Source organism: Longimicrobiaceae bacterium, assembly GCA_035696245.1.
Lineage (GTDB): Bacteria > Gemmatimonadota > Gemmatimonadetes > Longimicrobiales > Longimicrobiaceae > DASRQW01.
The window spans coordinates 1-19,988 of record DASRQW010000507.1 but is presented as its reverse complement, the minus strand read 5'-3'; the positions used below and the strand labels follow the sequence as shown (position 1 = coordinate 19,988).

The window sequence follows — 19,988 nt, the reverse complement described above, 5'->3', positions numbered from 1 at the left end:
CCCCTCCCCCGGCCCCTCCCCCGCAAGCGGGAGAGGGGAGAACTGCTTTCGGGGGAAGGGCTTGCGGGGCTGGCCGGGGCGATTCGCGCTCGGCCGGCGGCCCGGTCAGCGGCTGCTGGGGATGAAGCCTGTGCCGTCGCGGTCGGGGCAGACGAAGATGGACTCGTCGTCGTAGGCGGCCGGGGCGGGCGCGGGGGCTGCGGCGCGGGGGGCGCGGCGGCGGGTGCCGCTCAGCGCGGCGAAGGTGGGCCGGCGCGTGGTGCCGCGGACCGCGGCCCTGTCGTGGTTGGGGAATGCCATTACTGCTCTGCTCCGTTTGTGCGTTTCTTTACCTGCGTTGCGTTCCGACTGAACGATTGTGGGCGCGGATCCCGGCATCTTCGCGGTGGCGTAACCATGCTGTATCGCCACTGACGGTCGCACTTCCCCGCCCCGCTCCGATGCCCGCATCCGGCGCCCACGCCAGCCGGTAAAGCAAGCGCCGTGCTCAACCCGTGTGCCGCCCCGTCACAGGAACTTCCGATTACCGTCATCTGAGCACGCCCGAATCGCGCGCGGGGGCTCGGATTCCCGCGACCGCGCCGGCGCGAAAAGGCGGAAAATCTTCAGACTGAAGATGTTATCCGGTCGCTCGCCCTCGGTTCAGCCGCGTGGCCGGGCACCCGGTTCCGCGCAGCTACCACCGCATGACTGCCGGGACGGAAATCCGCTGGCGTCGGTGGATTTGTTGAGGTGGCGCGCCGTCTTTTCCAATCGGCGACGCGAAGCTCCACGTTCATCGACGGAGAAGCGGCCGGACCCGGGCGTGGGGTTCGGCCGCTTCACATCGTCCGTCTGCGTTCATCAGGTGTGGCTGCGGGGCAACACGGCCGTGGGGTCAGAGACGGTTGGCGAAGGAGACGAGCTTGTAGATGCCGCCGCGCTCGATGATGCCTCCGTAGAGGATGTCGCGGCCCGTGCGCCCGTCCGCGCCGGTGTAGCGGATCCAGCAGTAGCTCATCACGCGGACGCCGTTGTAGCTCTCCGTCTTGCCCTCGCAGCCCTGGCCGTGCACGCGCATCTCCGTGCCTGCGAACTGGGTCATCAGCCGGATGTAGCCCCGCTGTCCGTTGGCGCGGATCTGCATCCATGCGAGGTCCGGGTCCAGCTCGTACGGCGGCAGCGAACGCGGGCTGTGCGGATAGTAGAACCACGCGAACTCCTCGCGCGTGAGCTTCATGCGCGAAAGCGCAGCCGTGTCGCGGGCGGACACGGCGCGGGCGAAGGCGCGGGCCAGCGCGTCCGGGCTGCGGAAGCCGTTCTCCAGCCCTTTCGGCTCCACCAGGCCCGCGCGGAACCGGCGGAGCTGCTCCTCGATGAGCAGCGCGCTGTCCTGCGGAAGCGGGGCGGCGGCCGGAGTCGCGACGGCGGACGCGGGCGCGGCTTCCTTCGCCTCGGCTGCGCGGGGCGCGGGAGAGTCGCAGGCCGCCGCGGCGAGTGCGGAGGCGAGGAGGACGAGGTACGGCTTGGGGTTCATCTGCGTAGAGGAGCGGGTCGCGGTTGCGGGAGGGGGGCGGACGCCGGGTGGCGCCCGCCCTTTCGTTCTGCGCGGGCGTGCGGATCAGTTGCGATCGTACACGGTCCAGCCCTGCCACCACTTGGCGCCGGCCGGGTCCGCCGCGCCCACGTACGCCGTGGCCTGCATGTTCGCGCCGAAGAAGCTGGTCACCCGCCCGGCGATGCGGCTGCTGAAGGTGCCCATGCCGCCCGTGGCGAGCGCCGAGCCCGCGGACGGCGTCCAGTCCAGCGTGGCCAGCGTGGGCACCACGCCGGGCGCCGGGAGCTGCGCGAAGAGCGACGAGGTGTTGACGCTCATGTCCACCGCGCCGGGGAAGTTGGACTTCGTGCCGCAGCTCCCGCCGCTGCCCGTGGCGATGCACGCCGCGGCCGCGTCGAAGTTGCCGCCCACGTTCTCGTTGAAGATCGTGTTGGCGATGGTGAGGCTGTCGTTCTGGCGCTGCTGGTCGGTGGCCGCGTCGCGAACGTTCAGGCCGATGCCCTGGAAGCGGGCCACGATGCCGTTCACCAGCGTGCCGCCCGAGCCGCGGCGGATCACGGCGCCGTTCGCGTCCTTGAAGCCCGCGATGCCCGCCGCGCTGAACACCCCCGGCCCGGTGCCGATGAGCGTGAAGTTGGCCCACACCGGCTGCGACAGCGGCCCGGCCAGGTAGCTGGTGCAGCCCGCCTTGTCGATCTCGCAGCCGTCGCCCTCGAAGCCGTGCGGGTCCTGCGAGAGGAAGCCAGCGCCCTGCCGCGGTGTGGCCTGCCAGGTCTGGAGCGCGATGAGGAACTGGTGGCGGCCGTTGTGACCTTCCGCCCAGTCGTAGTGGTCGTCGCCGGCCTCGTACGACACCGTGTACTTCGTGTCGACCGAGCCGCCGAAGAACTCGAACGAGTCGTCCAGACCGGACATGGCTTGGAGGTACTGGAAGTCCGAGCCGCGGCCCACGGCGTAGAACGAGAAGGCGTTCAGCTCCTGGTCGAGCTGCACGGCGAAGCCGGCGAACTCCACGCGCACGTAGCGCATGATGCCGCTGTTGTCGTTGGCGTCGCTGCCGCCGCCGTAGTTCTCGGCCACGTTCTGGCCCGTGCCCGCGGGGCCCTCGGTACTGAGCGTGCTCACGCCGCCGGTGACGGTGCGGTTGTCCAGCGCGTTGCCCACGAAGACGATGCCGCCCCAGTCGCCCGGCTTGCGATTGCCCTTGGCGCGCTGCGAGGTGAAGACGATGGGGTTGGCGGCGGTGCCCTGCGCGTTGATCTTGGCGCCGCGCGTGATCCACAGCGAGCTGCCGTCCACCGTAGTGTCGCCCACGATCTTGGTTCCGGGCTGGATGAACAGCGTGGCGCCCGAGCGTACCTTCACGAAGCCGCTGAGCACGTACACGGTGTCCGCGAAGAAGGTGCGGTTGGCGACGATGTTGCCGGAGACGGTGACCTGCGCGGTGCCCGCCCCCTTGGTGGTCACGCCCACGGGCGCCGAGAACTCCGTGGCCGCGCCGCCGACCATCGCGGCGACCTGGTAGCTGTAGCCGGTGTTGGGCTGAAGGCCCGCGTCGGTGAAGGACGGCGACGCGGGCCGCGCGACCTCGGCATAGGCCGCGCCGCCGGCGGAGCGCTGTACCACGTACGCGGTGGCGCCGCTCACCGGGCTCCAGGTGAGGGTGACGGAGTTGGCCGAGGCGGCCGCCGCGGTGACGTTCTTCGGGGCCTTCGAGCCGCCGTTGCCGGTGCTGTCGCCGTTGCAGGCCGCCAGCAGCCCGGTGAGGGCGACGGCGCCGGCCAGAAGTGCGCGACGGGTTTGCAAGCGCATCATGGACCCATTCGAATGGGGTGGACGTTGGCGAGCGGTTCCGCTCGGCACCCTCAAGCTCGGCCCGCCCCGCATCGCCCCCGCAGCACCGCTGTCACGTGTGGGTCACGAGTGGAAGAGCTTTCGTGCGCCGGGTGGGATGGAGTTGGATGGATGACGGACGCACGGCAGGTTTTCGAGCGATGATTTCGGTTCGACAGCATCAGCCGGTGGTGTGAAACCACCGGCTGAGAACCGCGGTCGTCCTTCGGGCGAGGGCTCCGCGCATCTCCCGTCCGCCACGCGCGCCGGCGCCTCATCGACGCTTTGAAGCGCAGCGATGGCCGAGGAGCAGCCCGCGCAGGCGGGCTTTCTGCCGATGTTGCGCGGGTTTACCCGCCAGGCAATCGCCGCCTCCCATCGTCCGAAGCGCGTCTGATCGGCGAATCCACGGCGTCCCCGCATCCGCATCTTGATCCCGATCCTCCGCAGGTCGTGCGTCGATGTGCATCTCCCGAGAACGAAAACGCCGCTGCGCATCTCTGGAGATGAGCAGCGGCGCATGCTTTCGGGGGCTGCCGGCGTGGGGGACCGCTGGCCCCGCATCTCCCGGCTCGCCGTTGGCAAGCCGGGAGGAGGAGGGAGGCTACTGGCCGGAGGGGGTCCAGGTGAGGCCGATGGAGTAGATGCGGCCGGTGCGGTACTCCAGGCGGGTCACGGAGCCAGCCGTCTCCCGGTACGGCGCGTCCAGCAGGTTGCGCGCGTTGAGCTTGGCCGTCATCCCCCGGCCCACGCGCTGCTGGAGCGAGAGGTCCAGGACGTTGCGCGCCTGCTGGTACGTGTCCGGCACCGGCTTCACGCCGGTGGAGACGATGCGGCGCCCGACCACGTTGTACAGCAGCGTCGCGCTCGTGGCGCCCGATGCGCTGCCGTACGACAGGCCGGCGTTCACCACGTACGGCGACTGCCCCACCATGGGGCGCTTGGAGTTGGTCAGGGCGGAGATGCTGTCGTTGCCCACCTGGATCTCGCTCTTCATCAGCGTCGCGTTGGCGAAGGCGCTGAAGGAGGACAGGCGCTCGGCCAGGAAGTCCAGGTCGCGCCGCGCCTCCAGCTCCACGCCGTAGTTGACGGCGCGGTCGGTGTTCACGAAGCTGAGGATGCTGCCGCCCGTGCTGGCCACCTGGATCTGCTCGATGGGGCGGATGAACTGCTTGGCGAACACGCCCACCGTGATCACCTCGCCGCTGCGCGGGTAGCTCTCCCACCGCGTGTCGAAGTTGCGGATGAGCGCGCGCTTCAGGCTGGCGTTCCCGAAGAAGTCCACGTCGCCCACGGGGTTGGTCTGGAGGAACGGCACCAGCTCGCGGTACTCCGGCCGCGAAAGCGTCTGCGAGACGGAGAAGCGCAGGTTCTGCGTGTCGCGCAGCTTCACGTTCACCGCCAGCGACGGCAGCACGTCGGTGCTGCGGTACGTATAGGTGGTGTCGCTGGGCGCGTTCACCCGGCGCGCGGCGATGTCCAGGTTCCAGCTCTCCACGCGCGCGCCGGCCACCACGCGCACCCGCTCGCCGAACGGGTGGTCGAGCATGGCGTAGCCCGCGCCCACGTGGTCGCGCGCGGCGTAGCGGCCGCCCGCGGAGCTGTCGTTCACGTAGAAGTGCGCGCTGTCGTCTGCCGCCAGCGCGCCGCCGAAGAGCTGCTCGGGGCCCATCATGGCCTGCTGCTCGGTGAGGCCGAACGCCTGGATGCCGAAGGTGCGCAGGTCCACGTCGCGCCGCGTCTGGCGGAACAGGCCGCCCACCTTGAGCTGCGTGCGGCTGCCGGACGGGCCCAGGTCCAGCTTGTAGTCCGCCCCCTCGCTCAGGCTGCGCTCGCCCAGGTCGCTGAACGAGCGGCGCACGCCGGAGCCGGTGAACGTCTCCAGCGCGTAGCGGCCCTGCGCGTCGCTCACGTACAGCAGGTCGGTGCGGTCCGGCTCGCTGCGCGTGACGCCGGACGAGGTGAGCTGCCACGAGAACGCCTGCCGGCCGCCCAGCGCGTGCTCGCCGCGGAGCTGGTTGGAGCGAACCGACCGCTCCACGTAGCTCAGCCAGCTGCGGCGCACCGGGAAGTCGTAGCCGTACAGTGAGCCGTCGTGGTCCTGGTGCGCCTCGTTGTCGGCGCTGCGGTTGTACACGTTGTTGAAGGCGATGCGGGTGCCGCCGCCGATCTGCGTGCTCAAGTTGGCCACGCCGCCCCACAGCACGCCCACGCGCCCCGTCTCGCCGTCGAACACGTTCAGCGCCTGCGTGGGCTCGCCCACCGCCAGCGCGCGATGCTCGTTCCGCCGCACCTCCTGGCTGCGGTTGTACGAGCCGGAGAAGACGTAGCCCAGCGTGTGGCCGAAGATAGGATCGCTGCCGCCGACGGTGAGGCCGAAGGTGCCGTTGGGCGCGCCCGTGGAGCCGCGCGGCGTCCACGAATCGCGGAAAGAGCGGACGGCGCGGTTGTTCACCACCTGCGGCACGTTGCGGAAGTCACCGCCGTCGCGCACGGCCTGCGGCAGCGCGCGGCTGGTGCCGGCCAGGCCCAGCCACTCGCCGCCCGCGGTGGGTGCGCCCACGAGCGACCGTCCCGTGGCGGCGTCGTTGAAGCCGCCGCTCGTCGTGACGGTCACCACGCGGCGCGATGGGTACTCGCGCGTGCGGATGTCCACCTGGGCGCCGCTGAAGTCGCCCGTCTGGTCCGGCGTGAAGGTCTTGGACGTCGCCACCGTCTGCAGCAGCGACGCGGGGAAGAGGTCCAGCGGCACCACCTTGCGGTCCGTCTCCGGGCTGGGCAGGCGGGCGCCGTTCAGCGACGTGGTGGTGTAGCGCTCGCCCAGGCCGCGGACGACCACGTACTTGCCGTCCTGCACCGTGACGCCGCTCACTCGCTGCACGGCCTGCGCGGCGTTCACGTCCGGGCTCTTGGCGATCTGCTCGGCCGTGACGGAATTGACCACGCCCGTGGCCGTGCGCTGCGCGTCGAGCGCCGCGCCCACCGAGCCGCGCTCGCGCGTGGCGGAGACGGAGATGGGGCCGATGCCGATGGCCGCGGCCGAGAGCGAGACGTCTGCCGTGGCTGCCGCGCCCGCCGTGACGTTCACGCCCGTGACGGTCTTGGCGCCGTACCCCAGCATCGATACGGTGATGGCGTGCGGGCCGGCCGGAACGCTCCTCAGCGTGTACCGTCCGTCCACCCCGGCCGCGGCGGCGAGGGTGGTTCCCTGCACCGCCACGCGGGCGCCTGTAACGCCGCGGCCGCTCTGCGCATCGACCACGCGCCCGGTGATCTGTCCAACGGGGCCCTGCGCCGCCGCCGGTGCCGACGCCATGCAGAGCGCGGCCAGCATCGTCCAAACGCCGTTTCGAGCGTTCATCTGGTATCGTTCCCGATGTCGGAGTTGAGTTCGGGATGCGGAGCACGGCTCCACTTCCGAGGGGGAAGATGCAAGGCTCCCGAATCGGACTCCGCTCGGTTCGGTCACCCGTACGTAACGGCACCGCGTCTTTTCTCCCCGCCCGCCATCTCCCGAACTCGAAACGACCCCGAAGCGGTGACGATCGGCCCCGCACCGCATCCCGTTCTCCCCTGTCGGCCGGACCGTTCCGGCCGCGTAACGGGCGGCGAGGGACGCTGCCCTGGCGCACCCGGCGGCCGTTCCCTACTCTGCGAACGTGCCCGGGCACGGATGCGCTCGCTTTGCGGCTGCGCGTGCCGCGAGTCCCATCCAGCAACCGAATCCAGCAACAGGGGAGTGACGATGCGCCGAACACTTGTTCGCACGGCGGGCGGGATCGCGTTCGCGCTGCTGGCGTGCGGCCCCGTTCGCGCCCAGGTGGTGAACCTCTGGCCGGGGGTCGCGCCGGGGTCCGAGACGTGGCACCAGGAGGAACACACGATCGAGAACACGCCCGTGGGCACCATCGTCATCAACGTCAGCACGCCCACGCTCACGGCGTACCTGCCCGAGCGGAGCAAGGCGACGGGAGCCGGCGTGATCATCGCGCCCGGTGGTGCGTTCGTGGCGCTGGCGATGAGCGTGGAGGCCGAGGAGGTGGCGCGGCAGCTCCAGGCGCGGGGGATCGCCGCCTTCGTACTCAAGTACCGCATTCTGGAGAAGCACCAGGAGGGAATCCCGCAGATGGACATGGATTCCGTGGGCCGGTACGGCATCGCGGACGGGATACAGGCGCTCAAGGTGGTGCGGACCCACGCCGCCGAATGGGGCGTCTCGCCGAATCGCGTGGGGATGATCGGGTTCTCGGCCGGGGGAATGGTGACGAGCGCGGCACTGCTACAGGCGGACTCGGCGGCGCGGCCGGACTTCGGGGCGGTCATCTACGGTGCGCCGTTCGGCGTGATGCCGCAGATCCCGGCACGGCTGCCGCCCATGTTCATGGCCTGGGCGCAGGACGACAACGTGGCCCCGGGGTTCATCCTCCGCTTCTACGACGCGCTCCGTGCCGCCGGGCACAAGCCCGAGGTGCACGTCTACAGCGCGGGCGGCCACGGCTTCGGCACGCGAAAGCAGGGAACCACCAGCGACCACTGGCTGGAGGAGTTCTTCTACTGGATGGACGCGCAGGGCTTCACGAAGCCGGCGGGAGCGTCCGCCCCGGCCGCCGCGGGAGCGCAGCCCTCCGGCCGTCCGTAATCGTTCATCCGCGAGCCCGCGGCCGGCCCGCTCCTCTGCCGACTCGTGCCGCGCCCGCTTCGACGAAAGCCGAAATCGCCCCGGCGGATCGAGATCCGCTGGGGCGATTCGTACATCTCGTCTCCCGAACACTCCCACGCTTGCTCTCCGGGCGCCGCCTGCCCGCATCTCCCGAACCGCTTGGGGATGCGGGCCTTTTCACGTCGGCCGGGCAGCCGGGCGAAGGCGGTCAGCCGCCGCGGTGCACCTCAGCCATCGTGACCTCCCAGCGGTCGTTGGTACGCGCGGTCCACAGGACGTAGTGCCCGGAGATGCGAGGCCAGCCCGCGTGGTCCGGCCCGATCGCGACGGGGCTCTCGGTGTTCGTAACGAGGTCGAAGAGGTAGACGTCGTTCTCCGGGAAGTAGTGGCTCTGGCTGTTGCGGCTGTCTTCCCACACGATCAGGCTGCCGCTGATCTGCGCGTTGAACTGGCCCGCCGGGTCCGTCGTGATCTGCCGCTGCTCGCCCGTGCGCACGTCGTCCAGGTACACGTCGTAGTTGCCGCTGCGGTCGTCCGCCCACACGATGCGGCTGCCGGAGACGGACGGGTCGCCGATGGCCTGCGAATTCACGTGCACCACCTCGTGCACCTCGCCCGTGCGCAGGTCCGCCCACGCGATGCCCGCGGTGTACGGCGAGCGCGTGGTGTAGGTGGAGAACGCCACGATCTTCCCGTCCACGTCCACTGCTCGAACCGCGTCGCCGGAATCCGCCGTGTAGTGGGTGACGAGGCGCGTGGTGCCGGCGGACGCGTCGTACACCGCCGCGTTGCCCACGCCGGCGGAGAAGTCCACGAACGCCACCTCGTCGCCGGACACCTGCGGACCGTAGCCGGCGCCCACCGTCCGCGTCGATCCGGAGTTCGCGTCGTAGACGTGGATCGCGCCGGTCTCGTCCACCCACGCGGAGTAGCGCCCGTCGGTGGCGGGGTAGGCGTGGCTGCCCGCGATGGAGCCCAGGACCGCGCGCCTCCCCGTCGTCAGCTCGTACGACAAAATCTGCGTGGTGCCGGAAGATGCGTCCTGCCACACCACGCGCTTTCCGCCCACGTCCGGCAGCGGCAGGTTCTGCGCGTAAAGCTGCCCGCCCTCGTTGACCGCGATGACCTGAGGCTGCGAGACGGTGATGCCCGGCGCCGAACGCTCGGCAGCGGCCGGCCCGCCCGGCGCTGTGGGCACGACGGACGAGTCCGCGCAGGCCGCGAGCGCCGCGGCGGCCAGCGGAACGAATACGAGTCGGCGCATGGGTCCTCCCTGTTCACGAGGCAGCGATGGCGGTGAATGTCCGCCGTCGAGAGATGGATTTCGGCCGGTGCGACGAGAGCAACATGCGTTCCAGATACTGGCCTAAAACGTTGCATCGCAGCATCTAACACACCCACCTACAAACATCCGGACATTGTGGATGTCGGCTCGGCTATCGCGTAGCACCTCGTGTTCGAGTCGCCGGATGGATGTCGCAGATAGTTGTTGCAACAGAGACATTGCGCGAAGCGAGATGTGTATCTATATTAGTTACACACTTGAACGGGACGTGAGATGACGACCAGCAGCCGATTCGCAGTCGCAGTGCACGTGCTCACGCTTCTGGAGATGAGTGGCGGCGTGCCCGTGACATCGGAGTACGCCGCGGGAAGCGTGAACACGAACGCGGCAGTAGTGCGGCGCATCCTGTCGATGCTGGCGAAGGCCGGGCTCACCCGCTCGCAGATGGGCACCGGCGGCGGCGCGCTCCTCGCCCGCCCTGCGGACGAGATCACGCTGCTGGACGTGCACCGCGCGGTGGACGACGGCGAGCTTTTCGGCCTGCACCGCGAGCCGCCGAACCCCGCGTGCCCCGTCGGCCGCAACATCCAGGGCGCGCTGGAGGTGGAGATGGACGCCGCCGCCCGCGCGCTGGAAGAACGCCTCGCCGTGCAGACCATCGCTGGCATCGTGCACGACGTCACCCGGCGCGAGCGCGAACGTTCGACGGGAACGGCGTGAACTCGGTTTGCCCGAGTGTGTTGCAGGATCGGCTACACATCAACGGCAAACTTCCCCCGCATCGGTGAGAAGAGACGAGCGGGCTGGGTGAGAGCAGTCGAAGGACGGCGTGCGAGAGACGGACGCCGCGTATCTACCATGAACGACAGGCGGTTGAGATGAAGATCGCGATCTTGGGGGCGGGCGGGACGATCGGGCAGCGGGTTGCGCGCGAGGCGGCGGAGCGCGGGCACGAGGTGATCGCGGTGACACGCGACCCGTCGCGCTTCAGGTCGCCCGTGGACGGCGCACGCGTCGTGCAGGCCGAGGCAACGGATGCGTCGAGCGTGGCCGCGGCGGTGCACGGGGCGGACGCCGTGGTGAGCGCCGTCGGTCCCGGCTTCGGGCCCGGTGCGCAGCCCGACGACATGGTCGGACGGTCGGCCCGAGCGCTCATCGACGGTCTGACCGAGGCGGGCGTGCGGCGCGTGCTCGTAGTGGGCGGCGCGGGGAGCCTGGAGGTCGCGCCCGGCATGCAGCTGGTGGACACGCCGGAGTTCCCGGAGGGGTGGAAGGGCGTGGCGCTCGCGCACCGCGACGTGCTGGACCTGTTCCGCTCGGGCGCCGCGGACGCGCTGGAGTGGACGTACGTGAGCCCCGCCGCGCTCATCGAGCCGGGCGAGCGCACGGGCGAGTTCCGCGTGGGCGGCGACCAGCTGCTGACCGACGGGAACGGCGAGAGCCGCATCTCTGCCGAAGATTACGCGGTCGCCATCGTGGACGAGCTGGAGAACGGCCGGTTCGTGCGCGAGCGTATCGGCGTGGCATACTAACGAGACGAGGAAGCATGACGGATACGACGACGACGGCACCCATCGACCCGGGCACGCGCATCGGGCACGTGCACCTGAAGGTCGCGGACCTGGAGCGCGCACTGGGCTTCTACTGCGGCGTGCTGGGCTTCGAGCTGACGCAGCGGTACGGGACGCAGGCGGCGTTCATCTCTGCGGGCGGCTACCACCACCACATCGGCCTGAACACGTGGGAGAGCCTGCGCGGACCCCAGCCGGCGCCGAACGCGACGGGCCTGTACCACCTCGCGATCCTCTACCCCACGCGCGCCGCACTGGGCGACGCGCTGCGGCGGCTGGTGGCGGCGGGCATTCGCCTGGACGGCGCCAGCGACCACGGCGTGAGCGAGGCGCTGTACCTGCGCGACCCTGACGGCAACGGTGTGGAGCTGTACTGGGACCGCCCGCGCGAAGCCTGGCCCATGGATGCGAACGGGGACGTGGCGATGTTCACCCGCGCGCTGGACCTCCAGCCCATCCTGGAAGAAGGGCTCACCTATCAGCCCCCGGCTGCCCAGCCAGCCTGAACGACGGAACGGCACACGGGAGATGCACGGCGGGGCGGAGAGATTCGATTCTCTCCGCCCCGCCGCTTTCGCGTCCGGCGCATCGCACCCCGCCCGCCGCCGTGAGATTCCCTCTGCCGAGGAAAGTCTTGTCCGCTCAATGACTGCGAAGTACCCTTGCCCGCCGATGGTTTCACGGTGCCTCGTATCTTTCCGCCGCCAAGCTCGCCGACCCATGTTCTCGGCTTCTCTTCCCTGCCCTCGCCTACCTCCGCCGATGCTCCGAGCCGCACATCTGCCGATGCTCCGATCCGCAATCCTGACCGCTGCCGCATGCGTGGCGTTCGCGCTCCCCGCCGCCGCGCAGGCGACGCACGTGTCCGAGCCCGCACGCCGCTTCGAGCTGGCGGACGTGCGGGAGTGGGTAAGCCGGTCTCCGCTGGGCGACTTGAAGGCGAAGCAGAATGGAGCCCAACGACATAGAGATGCGCTTCTGGCAGGGCTTCGCGCGGCGGACGAACGCGTTGGTGCTGTGGCGCCACGCCGGCCACTGGTCCGCCGCCGAAGTCGTCGTGCAGCGATGCTCGATCCTGGTGCCCAGCGACGTCCACCTCACCGATGCGAACACGCCCGGCTACGAAGCCCAGGCGGCGAGGAATTGCGGTCACGAATCCACCGGCGATGAGAACGGCCAGGTCGTCGTCGCCCGCGTCCCGCGCCAGGTCCCGCTCCACACGTCCACGGATCTCTCCCGCCTGTGGACCGACCTCGTCAACGCGGGCCTGCTCACGCTTCCGCCGCAGGGTCCGCCGGTGCAGCCCGGTGCCTCCAGCGGCGCATACGTCGTCGAGGTTCGTCGCGGCGGCGACTACCGCGCCTCCGTGATCGACCAGCTCGACCCGCCCGCCACCGGCGCCGCGGGCCGCGCACGGCACATCGAACGCCTCCTCCTCGCCCGCCTCCACCCCGACGTCTGGAACTGACGCCCCGGCAAAGCCTACAGTGGCATAACCAGTTGTAGGGGTGCGATTTATCGCATCCGCAAGGTCGAGCAGCGACCCCTCATCGGACCGGTTACCGCACATTGAAGAACACGAGGACCTCCGCGTATCGCCCGGAGGTCCTCGCCTTCGTCCGTCTTCGGCAGATACGCGGCGGTCGAGCGCCGCCGAGCATCTACCGAATCGTCACACCCGCCGCTTCCCGATGCGGCCACCGGCGGAGCAGCGCAATCGCGAGATGCGCGGCTACCGCGAATCTGACGTGAGCGCGGCGAGCACCTGCGCGGTCGAACGCGTGCGGCCGACGCGCGGGAAGATGGTCGAGATGGCGAACCGGTGCGCATCCGCCGTGAACGACGCCATCGCGTCCTCCGCGAGCACGACCGCGTACCCGTGCTCGAAGGCCGCGCGCGCCGTGGACTCCACGCCGAAGTTCGTCGCGATGCCGCCGAGCACGATCGTGCGCACGCCGCGGCGGCGAAGCTGGAGGTCCAGGTCCGTGCCGTAGAACGCGCCCCACTGCCGCTTCGTCACGACCAGATCCCCATCGCGCGGCCCGATCTCCGGCACGAAGTCGCTCCAGCCCGGAGCGGGCACCCCCCCGGGCCGCGGCGAGTCGACCGGCTGCTTGAGCATGTCGGCACCATCCGCCGCGAAGGCCACGTGCACCAGCACCACGGACGCACCGAGGGCTCGGAACCGGTCCGCCAGCTTCGCGCACTCCGCCACGACTTCCGCCGACGTGTGCGGCGCCGTATCCATCGCCACGATTCCCTGCTGAAGGTCGATCAGCACCAGCGCAGTCTCGGCCGCGTTCAGCGTCAACGTGCCATCCGCCGCTGAACTCTCCTTCGGAAGATGTGCATCTCCCGACGCCTCGCCCGCGCTCGCACCGGGCGAGAGGGCGCGGAGCACGGCATCCTCGTCCACGTCGCCTTCGAGTTCGAAGACGATGCCGGGCACGTCCATCACTTCCGGCAGCGGCGTGCCGGGCGTGAGGTCGCCGGTGAGCGTGAGCAGGCCCGCGTGGTCCGTCCCCAGCTCCAGCTCGTCCGCCGAGCCGAGCATGCCCTGCGACAGCTCGCCGCGCAGCTTGCCCTTCTTGATCTTCGTCCCGTTCGGCAGCGTCACCCCGCTGCGGATGAGCGGGTAGAGCTCGCCCGCCGCCACATTGCTCGCGCCCGTCACGATCTGCAGACGCTCCTCGCCGCCGTCGTTGACCACGCACACCTTCAGCCGGTCGGCGTTGGGGTGCTGCGTCACCTCCTCGACCTTCGCGACGACCACGTCCGCGAGCAGCTCCTTGAGCGGCACGATGCGCTTCACGCCGATGCCAGCCGCGCGCAGCCGCTCCGCGATCTCCTCCGGCGTCCCGCCGAGCGACGGGATGCGGTGCTTGAGGTACAGAAGACTCAGGTTCACGATGGTTCGTTCTCGTCAGGGTATGTGATACGTTATACGTCGATACGTCTTGTCCAGCAGCCGCCCCTGCTTCCGGATCGCCAGATGCGAACTCCACCCGCCGTGCCCCCTCGCGGGGTTTCCCTCCGAGCCGCGTGCACGATCGCCGCCCTCCTGGTGCTCGTCGGATGTGGACGCGGTGCCAAGCCTGCGTCCCACATTGCCTCTCGGACTCCGTCCAACGCTGCCCCTGCCACCGCCGGGGCGCCGTACGGGCTGCCACACGTGGACACGATAGATTTCCCGATGGAGTCGAACGATTCGTCGCCGATCACCGGCACGATCGAGGAGGGGGCGGGGCTCCGCCCTCTGGCAGTCACTGTGGTCCCGGAGGGCACCCGCGAGATCCGAATCTGGAAGAGCTCCTCGCCCAGCGAGCCTAATTCCCTGTACCGCTTGGTCGATACAAAGGGTCATGTCACGGGCCAGCTCTTCCACCACTGGTACGTCATACGCTCCGACAAAGGCCAGGTAGAGGATCGACACCCCTCGGAGCATGAGAAGATGCTGTCCGAGCACGTCGGGCGATGCGAGCAATTCCGCGTGGTGGCAGGGACGGGTGTGTGCCGCGTGGTGTTCACGTCGCCGCCGGACTGGCATGGTGTGCTGCGCGGGATTGAGGCGGCCGGTGTCTGGACCCTGGCCGACCCCGATTCGCTTGCCCCGGACAACGTGGAGGTCCCGAACGGCTGGGGGATGCGGGTGGAGCTGCTCGACCACGATCGGTACCGCACCTATGGCTACTACAGGCCCGAATCTCACCCGACGTGGACGGACGGCCTGAAAGCGGTGGAGATCGCCCGGCTCGTGAGCTCCGTCAATTCGCTCATCCGGCCGCACGTCGAACTCCCGCAACACACCAAGGCCATACGGGCAGCCCCGTAACAGATCGCGTTCGGCGATCTTGCGCCGCCCGCCGCGCGGGAGCCGGGTCGCGTCGCCTGCCAGCCTCCACACTCCCGCAGACTCCACGAAGGCGTATTACGTGGAGGTGCGGGGATTCACCGAGCCTGACGGGAGCGAGAAGTGCGAGGGGGATACCCCACCCCGCAGACTCCGCCTCACCGGCACCGAGCTCATCCTGATCCGCGAGATCGACCGGAAGACCTGCCGCTGACGCGCCGGCCTACGGCGCGCTGCCGATCACCGAGCCCAGCCGCACCTTGGCGCCAGGCTTCAGCGCCGCGTCGAGCTTGACGCGGCCGGGCTCGAAGACGAGGACGATGGTGGAGCCGAGGTGGAAGGTCATCACCTCGTCGCCCTGCTTCACGCGGACGGGCGGGTCGTAGATGCGCGTCTCCGCATCCGCGCCCGCGCGGTTCGTCACCCACTGGCTGCGGCCCGGCGGCGCGTTCCAGCCCGGATCGAAGGCGGCGGAGATGCGGCCCACGTTGTAGGCGCCCACCGCGACCAGCGCCACGCGTCCCAGCGGCCCGTCGATGTAGCACAGCAGCCGCTCGTTGCGCGCGAACAGCTCGTCCACGTGCGCCACCGCGGGCACGTTCACCGGCAGCAGCGTGCCGGGCACGTGCCGCGCGCGCCCGATCTCGCCGTCGCACGGCGTGTGGATGCGGTGGTAGTCCTTGGGGCTGAGGTAGACGGTGAGAAACGCGCCGCCGTCGAACCGCCGCCACTCGTCTCCGTCGTCCAGCAGGCGCTCCAGCGAGTATCCCCTGCCCTTCGCCTGGATCAGCCGCCCCGCCTCCACGACCCCCATCTGCCCCGCCGCGCCGTCCACCGGGCACGCCGCCAGCCGCGCATCTCCCGGCCACGTCCGTGCCCCTGCGCGCAGCCTGCGCGTGAAGAAGCGGTTCAGCGACGGGTACTCCTCCAGCGGCAGCTCCGCCTCGCCCGGGTCGGCGCCCACGCCGCGCGCGAAGGCGCCGAGCACGGTCTTCCGCACAGCCCGCGGAAGCGGCACGTCGGCCAGCGCGCCGAAGCCGCGGCTCAGCGCGCCCTGCGGCAGGCGCGAGAGCACGCGCAGCATGGCGCGCGACCGGAAGCGGGGCACGTCGGGCGGGTCGGCGGGCAGGGACGGATCGGGGCCGGGACTGGACATGCGCACCGCGTCATGCAGGGAACGAGCCCGGCCCGCGGGAAGCGCGGCCGGAGGAAATGTGTTACATTCGGGCCCTCGCGCCACCCGGGGGCGCGCCCGAAAGCCAGACCGGACCGACACCAGACGCAGAGGCCGTCCGCCATCGTGACCGAACCCAAGCTCGCGCCGCTCCACGTCCCCTCGCGCACCACGACCCTCGCCAACGGCATGCGCGTGGTGGCGCACGAAGACACGTCGTCGCCCATCGTGGCCGTGCACCTGATGTACCGCGCCGGCAGCGCCGACGAGCGGCCGGGGCGCACGGGGCTGGCCCACCTGCTGGAGCACCTGATGTTCGAGGGCAGCCAGCACGCCCCCAAGGGCCAGTTCGACGACCTGCTGGAGCGCGCGGGCGGCACCAACAACGGCAGCACCTGGCTGGACCGCACCAACTACTTCGAGACGGTCCCCAGCAACGCCGTGGAGCTGGCGCTGTGGCTGGAGCGCGACCGCATGGCGCACTTCCTTCCCGTGCTGGGCGAGGAGATGCTGGAGCTGCAGCGCGGCGTAGTGATCAACGAGCGCCGCCAGTCGTACGACAGCCGCCCGTACGGGATGGCCGACGAGCGGCTGCACGAGATGCTCTTCCCCGAGGGGCACGCGTACAGCTGGCCCACCATCGGCTACATGGCCGACCTGGAGGCCATCACGCTCGAAGACGCGCGCACATTCTACCAGACCTACTACACCGCGGGCAACGCGGTGCTGGTCTTCGCGGGCGACATCTCGCCCCAGCGCGCCTTCGAGCTGGCCGAGCGCTACTTCGGCGACCTGCCCGCCGGGCCGCGCATCCCCCGCATCGCGCGGATGGGCTCGCTGCCGGCCGCGCCGCGCGTGCGCAGGGAGACGATGGAGGACGACGTCTCGTTCCCGCGCCTGTACCAGGCCTGGACGGTGCCCGCGTACGGCGACGCCGAGTGGGTCGCGCTGGACGTGCTCGCCTTCCTGCTGGCCGACGGGGAGAGCTCGCGCCTGCAGAAGGCGCTGGTGCGCGACGGCCGGATCGCGCAGGACGTGGACAGCTACCTCTATCCCACCGCCCGCTGCGGCGTGTTCGGCATCGTCGCCACCGCGCGCTCCGGAATCCCGGCCGAGGCGATGGAGTCCGCCGTCCGCCGCGCGCTGGACGAGGTCGCCGCGGGCGGGGTGACGGAGGACGAGGTGCTGGGCGCCGTCCGCCGCGTGCGCCGCGACCACGTGGCCGAGATGGCGACGGTGGAGGAGCGGGCCGACGCCCTCGCCTACGCCGCCACCGTCCTGGGCCGCGCCGAGGCGCTGGGGGAGATGATGGACGCGTACGGCGAGGTTACGGCCGACGACGTGCGGCGGGTCGCTGCGCGCTACCTGGGCGCCGGCCGCGCCGCCACGCTCGTCGTGGTCCCCGGTGCCGAGGAGGAGGTGGAAGATGCCGCTTGATCCGATGCCCGCCGTGATGCCGCAGCCCGTCCTGGGCCCGCCGCCCGCGCCTCGCGCCCCGCACCCGGAGCGGTGGACGCTGCCCAACGGCCTGCGCGTGATCGCCGCGCATCGGCCGGGACTGCCGCAGCTCGTGATCCGCCTCACGCTGCCCGCGGGCTCGGTCGCCGACCCGCCGGCGCTGCCCGGCACGGCGTCGCTCGTCTCCAGCCTGCTCACCGAGGGCACGCAGCGGCTGTCGGCCGACGAGCTGAACGCGCGGCTGGACATGCTGGGCGCAGCGGTGCATGCCAGCGTGGGCCACGACTTCACGGACGTGGAAGGCATCTTCCTCAGCGACACGCTGGCCGAGGGCATCGCGCTCTTCGCAGAGATCGTCACCCGCCCTGCGTTTCCGGCAGACGAGACGGAGCGGGTGCGGGCCGAGGCGCTGGACGCGCTGGTCGCGCGGCTGGACGAGCCCGCGAACGTGGCCGACGACCGGACCACGCTGGAGGCGTTCGGGCCGGAGCACCCGTACGCGCTGCCGTCGTTCGGCACGCCCGAGGGCATCGCCGCGGTCACGCGCGAGGAGATGGCGGCCTTCCACGCGCTGCACTACCAGCCCCGCGGCGCCTTCGTGGTCGTCGCGGGCGACTACGAGCCCGCGGAGTTGCGCGCGTCGCTGGAGACCGCCTTCGCGGACTGGCAGGGCGACGTGCCGCTGCCCGTGTATCCTCCCGTGCCGCCAGCGCCCCGCGCCGCCGGACGCACGGTGCTGGTGCCGTGGGAAGATGCGGCCCAGTCCGAGATCCGCGTCGCCGGCATCGGCCTGGACCGGCACTCGCCGGACTGGATCGCGGCTGGCGTCACGAACTACATCTTGGGCGGCAGCACCATCACCGGGCGGCTGGGCGCCAACCTGCGCGAGGACAAGGGATGGACGTACGGCGCCCGCTCGGCCTTCTCGGCGGGGCTGGCGCCCGGCGGGTGGGCGGCGGAGACGGCGGTGGACGTGGAGGTCACCGCCGGCGCCGTCCGCGAGATCCTCGCCGAGATGCGGCGGATGACGGAAGAGCCCGTCCCCGAGGCCGAGCTGCGCCGCGCCAAGGACGCGCTCGTCCTCTCGCTGCCGCGGGCTTTCGAGACGCCGGGCCGCATCGCCAGCCGCCTCGCCACGCTGGAGGCGTACGATCTGCCGCGCGACTACTGGGAGACCTTCCCCGCGCAGGTCGAGAAGGTGACGGCGGACGACGTCCTCCGCCTCGCCCGCGAGCACTTCGACCCGGCCCGCGTGGTCACCGTCGTCGTCGGAGCGGGAATCGAGGGCTGAGGGCGGGCCCCCCTCCCCGCCTCGCTTGGGCTCGACGACCCTCCCCCAAAACTGCCTGGGGGAGGGTTGGTGCACTGTTAGATCCTCGCTTGACAGGGAGCCGCTGTTCAATCCGCGGCGGATGCGGCTCCGTGTCGCACGGATGATGCGGCAGCAGTCCGCGCAGGCGGGCTTCGCGCCGTCGTAGCCCCGCGGGTTTACCCGCCAGGGCGGTGCGGCTTCGACGGTGGTCGTGCCGCGGGATGATCGGACTTCGTCTCGCGTTGGCGCTCGCGGCGGTTCGCGATTCGGCAAGATCTTCCATCGCGGGAGATGAACGGATCCGGGAACCGTCCGGTCTGCACCGCGGGATGGAGATCCGCGGCTCGGCTGGCATCCGCCGACGGGGAACGAAAACGGCCCGCCGGGTAGCGGGCCGTGCATCTGCCGAGCTTCGAAGAACCGCCGGGTCAGTAGCCCGAGCTTCTCCATGCCGCGTCGTCGTCGCCGTCGCGGTCCTCGGGGACGGCTTCCAGGGCGGGCATGCTGGGGACCAGGTGGGTGTGGCGGGTGGCCCCTTCCCAGCCGCAGGCGGTGCACCAGCGGTGCGCGACCATGCGGCGCACGGGGCGCAGCAGCGGCTTGCGGATGGGCAGCGTCTCGGTGCCGCACCGCGGGCAGTCGCGGCCCACCGGGAGCAGGGCCACCAGAAGCGCGAGCGGCGCCACCAACAGGACCACCCACAGCGCCGCCATGAAGAACGAGAACATCGGGAACCTCCTTGGGGACGGATTGCGGATCGCGCTTTGGCCTCTATCTCTGAACGGCGATTTCGAAGGTACAGGGCCCCGGGAGCGTGTTCGCGCACCCCGTCCGTCCACCCGTGCCGCCGCGGCTTCGCCGGCGCAGCCTCGGTTGCCGTTCGGGCAAGAACCGGACCCGGTCCACGGCAGGAACGTTTGACGTCGGCACGCCGTACCACACCCCCCGTTCGCTGCCCGGCATCGTCCGCGCAACGGCGTCGCGATGGGTTGGGCCCGCGCCTCATCGGGGCCCGGCGGTGAGCGTGATCCGCGTCGATCCCAACGCGCCGGAGGGCGCCGTTCTGACGCGCGCGGCCAACATCCTGCGGTCCGGCGGCCTGGTCGCCTTCCCCACCGAGACGGTCTACGGGCTTGGCGCCAACGCGCTGGACCCGGCGGCCGTCGCGCGCATCTACGAAGCCAAGGGACGCCCCGGCTACAACCCGCTCATCGTCCACGTCGCGGACGTCGATGCGGCGCGCGCCCTCTCCTCCGCCTGGCCCGCGCTGGCGGACGAACTGGCGGCGGCGTTCTGGCCGGGCCCGCT

17 protein-coding genes are annotated in these 19,988 nt (G+C 70.7%); 9 read left to right on the top strand and 8 right to left on the bottom strand.

All coding sequences use genetic code 11. The annotated features are described in order from the left end of the window. Positions 1-105 precede the first annotated feature (105 nt). The 4 genes from VFE05_22730 to VFE05_22715 form a co-directional block, all read right to left on the bottom strand. Complete coding sequence (locus tag VFE05_22730) at positions 106-300, bottom strand: hypothetical protein (GenBank protein ID HET6232910.1); 195 nt, start codon at positions 298-300, stop codon at positions 106-108. A 577-nt stretch (positions 301-877) separates the two neighbouring features. Further along, positions 878-1,516: a hypothetical protein gene (locus VFE05_22725; GenBank protein ID HET6232909.1), complete on the bottom strand. Its 639-nt coding sequence runs from the start codon at positions 1,514-1,516 to the stop codon at positions 878-880. Between the two features lie 84 nt (positions 1,517-1,600). Then, complete coding sequence (locus VFE05_22720; GenBank protein ID HET6232908.1) at positions 1,601-3,352, bottom strand: fibronectin type III domain-containing protein; 1,752 nt, start codon at positions 3,350-3,352, stop codon at positions 1,601-1,603. A gap of 622 nt (positions 3,353-3,974) precedes the next feature. Beyond that, positions 3,975-6,731, bottom strand: a complete 2,757-nt coding sequence (locus VFE05_22715) for a TonB-dependent receptor (protein ID HET6232907.1) — start codon at positions 6,729-6,731, stop codon at positions 3,975-3,977. Between the two features lie 384 nt (positions 6,732-7,115). On the opposite strand from VFE05_22715, the gene VFE05_22710 reads away from it, so the two are divergent. Continuing rightward, positions 7,116-8,009: an alpha/beta hydrolase gene (locus tag VFE05_22710; protein ID HET6232906.1), complete on the top strand. Its 894-nt coding sequence runs from the start codon at positions 7,116-7,118 to the stop codon at positions 8,007-8,009. A gap of 229 nt (positions 8,010-8,238) precedes the next feature. Here VFE05_22710 and VFE05_22705 read toward each other — a convergent pair whose 3' ends face one another. Beyond that, the gene (locus VFE05_22705; protein HET6232905.1) at positions 8,239-9,294 is read right to left on the bottom strand and encodes a hypothetical protein; all 1,056 of its coding nucleotides are present in this window, start codon (positions 9,292-9,294) and stop codon (positions 8,239-8,241) included. 294 nt (positions 9,295-9,588) lie between these two features. Between VFE05_22705 and VFE05_22700 the strand changes: the two genes are divergently transcribed. From VFE05_22700 to VFE05_22685, 4 genes are all read left to right on the top strand, one after another. Beyond that, positions 9,589-10,035, top strand: a complete 447-nt coding sequence (locus VFE05_22700) for an Rrf2 family transcriptional regulator (GenBank protein ID HET6232904.1) — start codon at positions 9,589-9,591, stop codon at positions 10,033-10,035. Positions 10,036-10,193: 158 nt separating this feature from the next. Next, complete coding sequence (locus VFE05_22695; GenBank protein ID HET6232903.1) at positions 10,194-10,847, top strand: NAD(P)-dependent oxidoreductase; 654 nt, start codon at positions 10,194-10,196, stop codon at positions 10,845-10,847. A 14-nt stretch (positions 10,848-10,861) separates the two neighbouring features. Then, a complete protein-coding gene (locus VFE05_22690) occupies positions 10,862-11,392 on the top strand; it encodes a VOC family protein (GenBank protein ID HET6232902.1) in 531 nt (176 codons plus the stop codon). 443 nt (positions 11,393-11,835) lie between these two features. Beyond that, positions 11,836-12,354 (top strand): hypothetical protein, encoded by a 519-nt coding sequence (locus tag VFE05_22685; protein HET6232901.1) that lies wholly within the window; start codon positions 11,836-11,838, stop codon positions 12,352-12,354. Between the two features lie 264 nt (positions 12,355-12,618). Here the strand turns inward: VFE05_22685 and VFE05_22680 are convergent, their stop codons facing one another. Further along, positions 12,619-13,794, bottom strand: a complete 1,176-nt coding sequence (locus tag VFE05_22680; GenBank protein HET6232900.1) for a hydrolase — start codon at positions 13,792-13,794, stop codon at positions 12,619-12,621. A 285-nt stretch (positions 13,795-14,079) separates the two neighbouring features. Between VFE05_22680 and VFE05_22675 the strand changes: the two genes are divergently transcribed. Further along, positions 14,080-14,718, top strand: a complete 639-nt coding sequence (locus VFE05_22675) for a hypothetical protein (GenBank protein HET6232899.1) — start codon at positions 14,080-14,082, stop codon at positions 14,716-14,718. Between the two features lie 241 nt (positions 14,719-14,959). Here the strand turns inward: VFE05_22675 and asd are convergent, their stop codons facing one another. Beyond that, positions 14,960-15,892, bottom strand: coding sequence for an archaetidylserine decarboxylase (gene asd, locus VFE05_22670; protein ID HET6232898.1), 933 nt, complete (start codon positions 15,890-15,892; stop codon positions 14,960-14,962). Between the two features lie 144 nt (positions 15,893-16,036). Here asd and VFE05_22665 point away from each other — a divergent pair, with 144 nt between their 5' ends. After that, positions 16,037-17,347 carry a pitrilysin family protein gene (locus VFE05_22665; protein HET6232897.1) on the top strand — a complete coding sequence of 437 codons (1,311 nt, stop codon included), beginning with the start codon at positions 16,037-16,039 and terminating at the stop codon, positions 17,345-17,347. Next, on the top strand, positions 17,337-18,659 hold the full coding sequence (locus VFE05_22660; protein ID HET6232896.1) for a pitrilysin family protein: 1,323 nt from the start codon (positions 17,337-17,339) through the stop codon (positions 18,657-18,659). The genes VFE05_22665 and VFE05_22660 overlap by 11 nt, the downstream gene beginning before the upstream one ends. A gap of 449 nt (positions 18,660-19,108) precedes the next feature. On the opposite strand, the gene VFE05_22655 is transcribed toward VFE05_22660, so the two are convergent. Then, complete coding sequence (locus VFE05_22655; GenBank protein ID HET6232895.1) at positions 19,109-19,408, bottom strand: hypothetical protein; 300 nt, start codon at positions 19,406-19,408, stop codon at positions 19,109-19,111. A gap of 290 nt (positions 19,409-19,698) precedes the next feature. On the opposite strand from VFE05_22655, the gene VFE05_22650 reads away from it, so the two are divergent. Next, the coding region (locus tag VFE05_22650) for an L-threonylcarbamoyladenylate synthase (GenBank protein HET6232894.1) at positions 19,699-19,988 on the top strand (290 nt) is incomplete at its 3' end.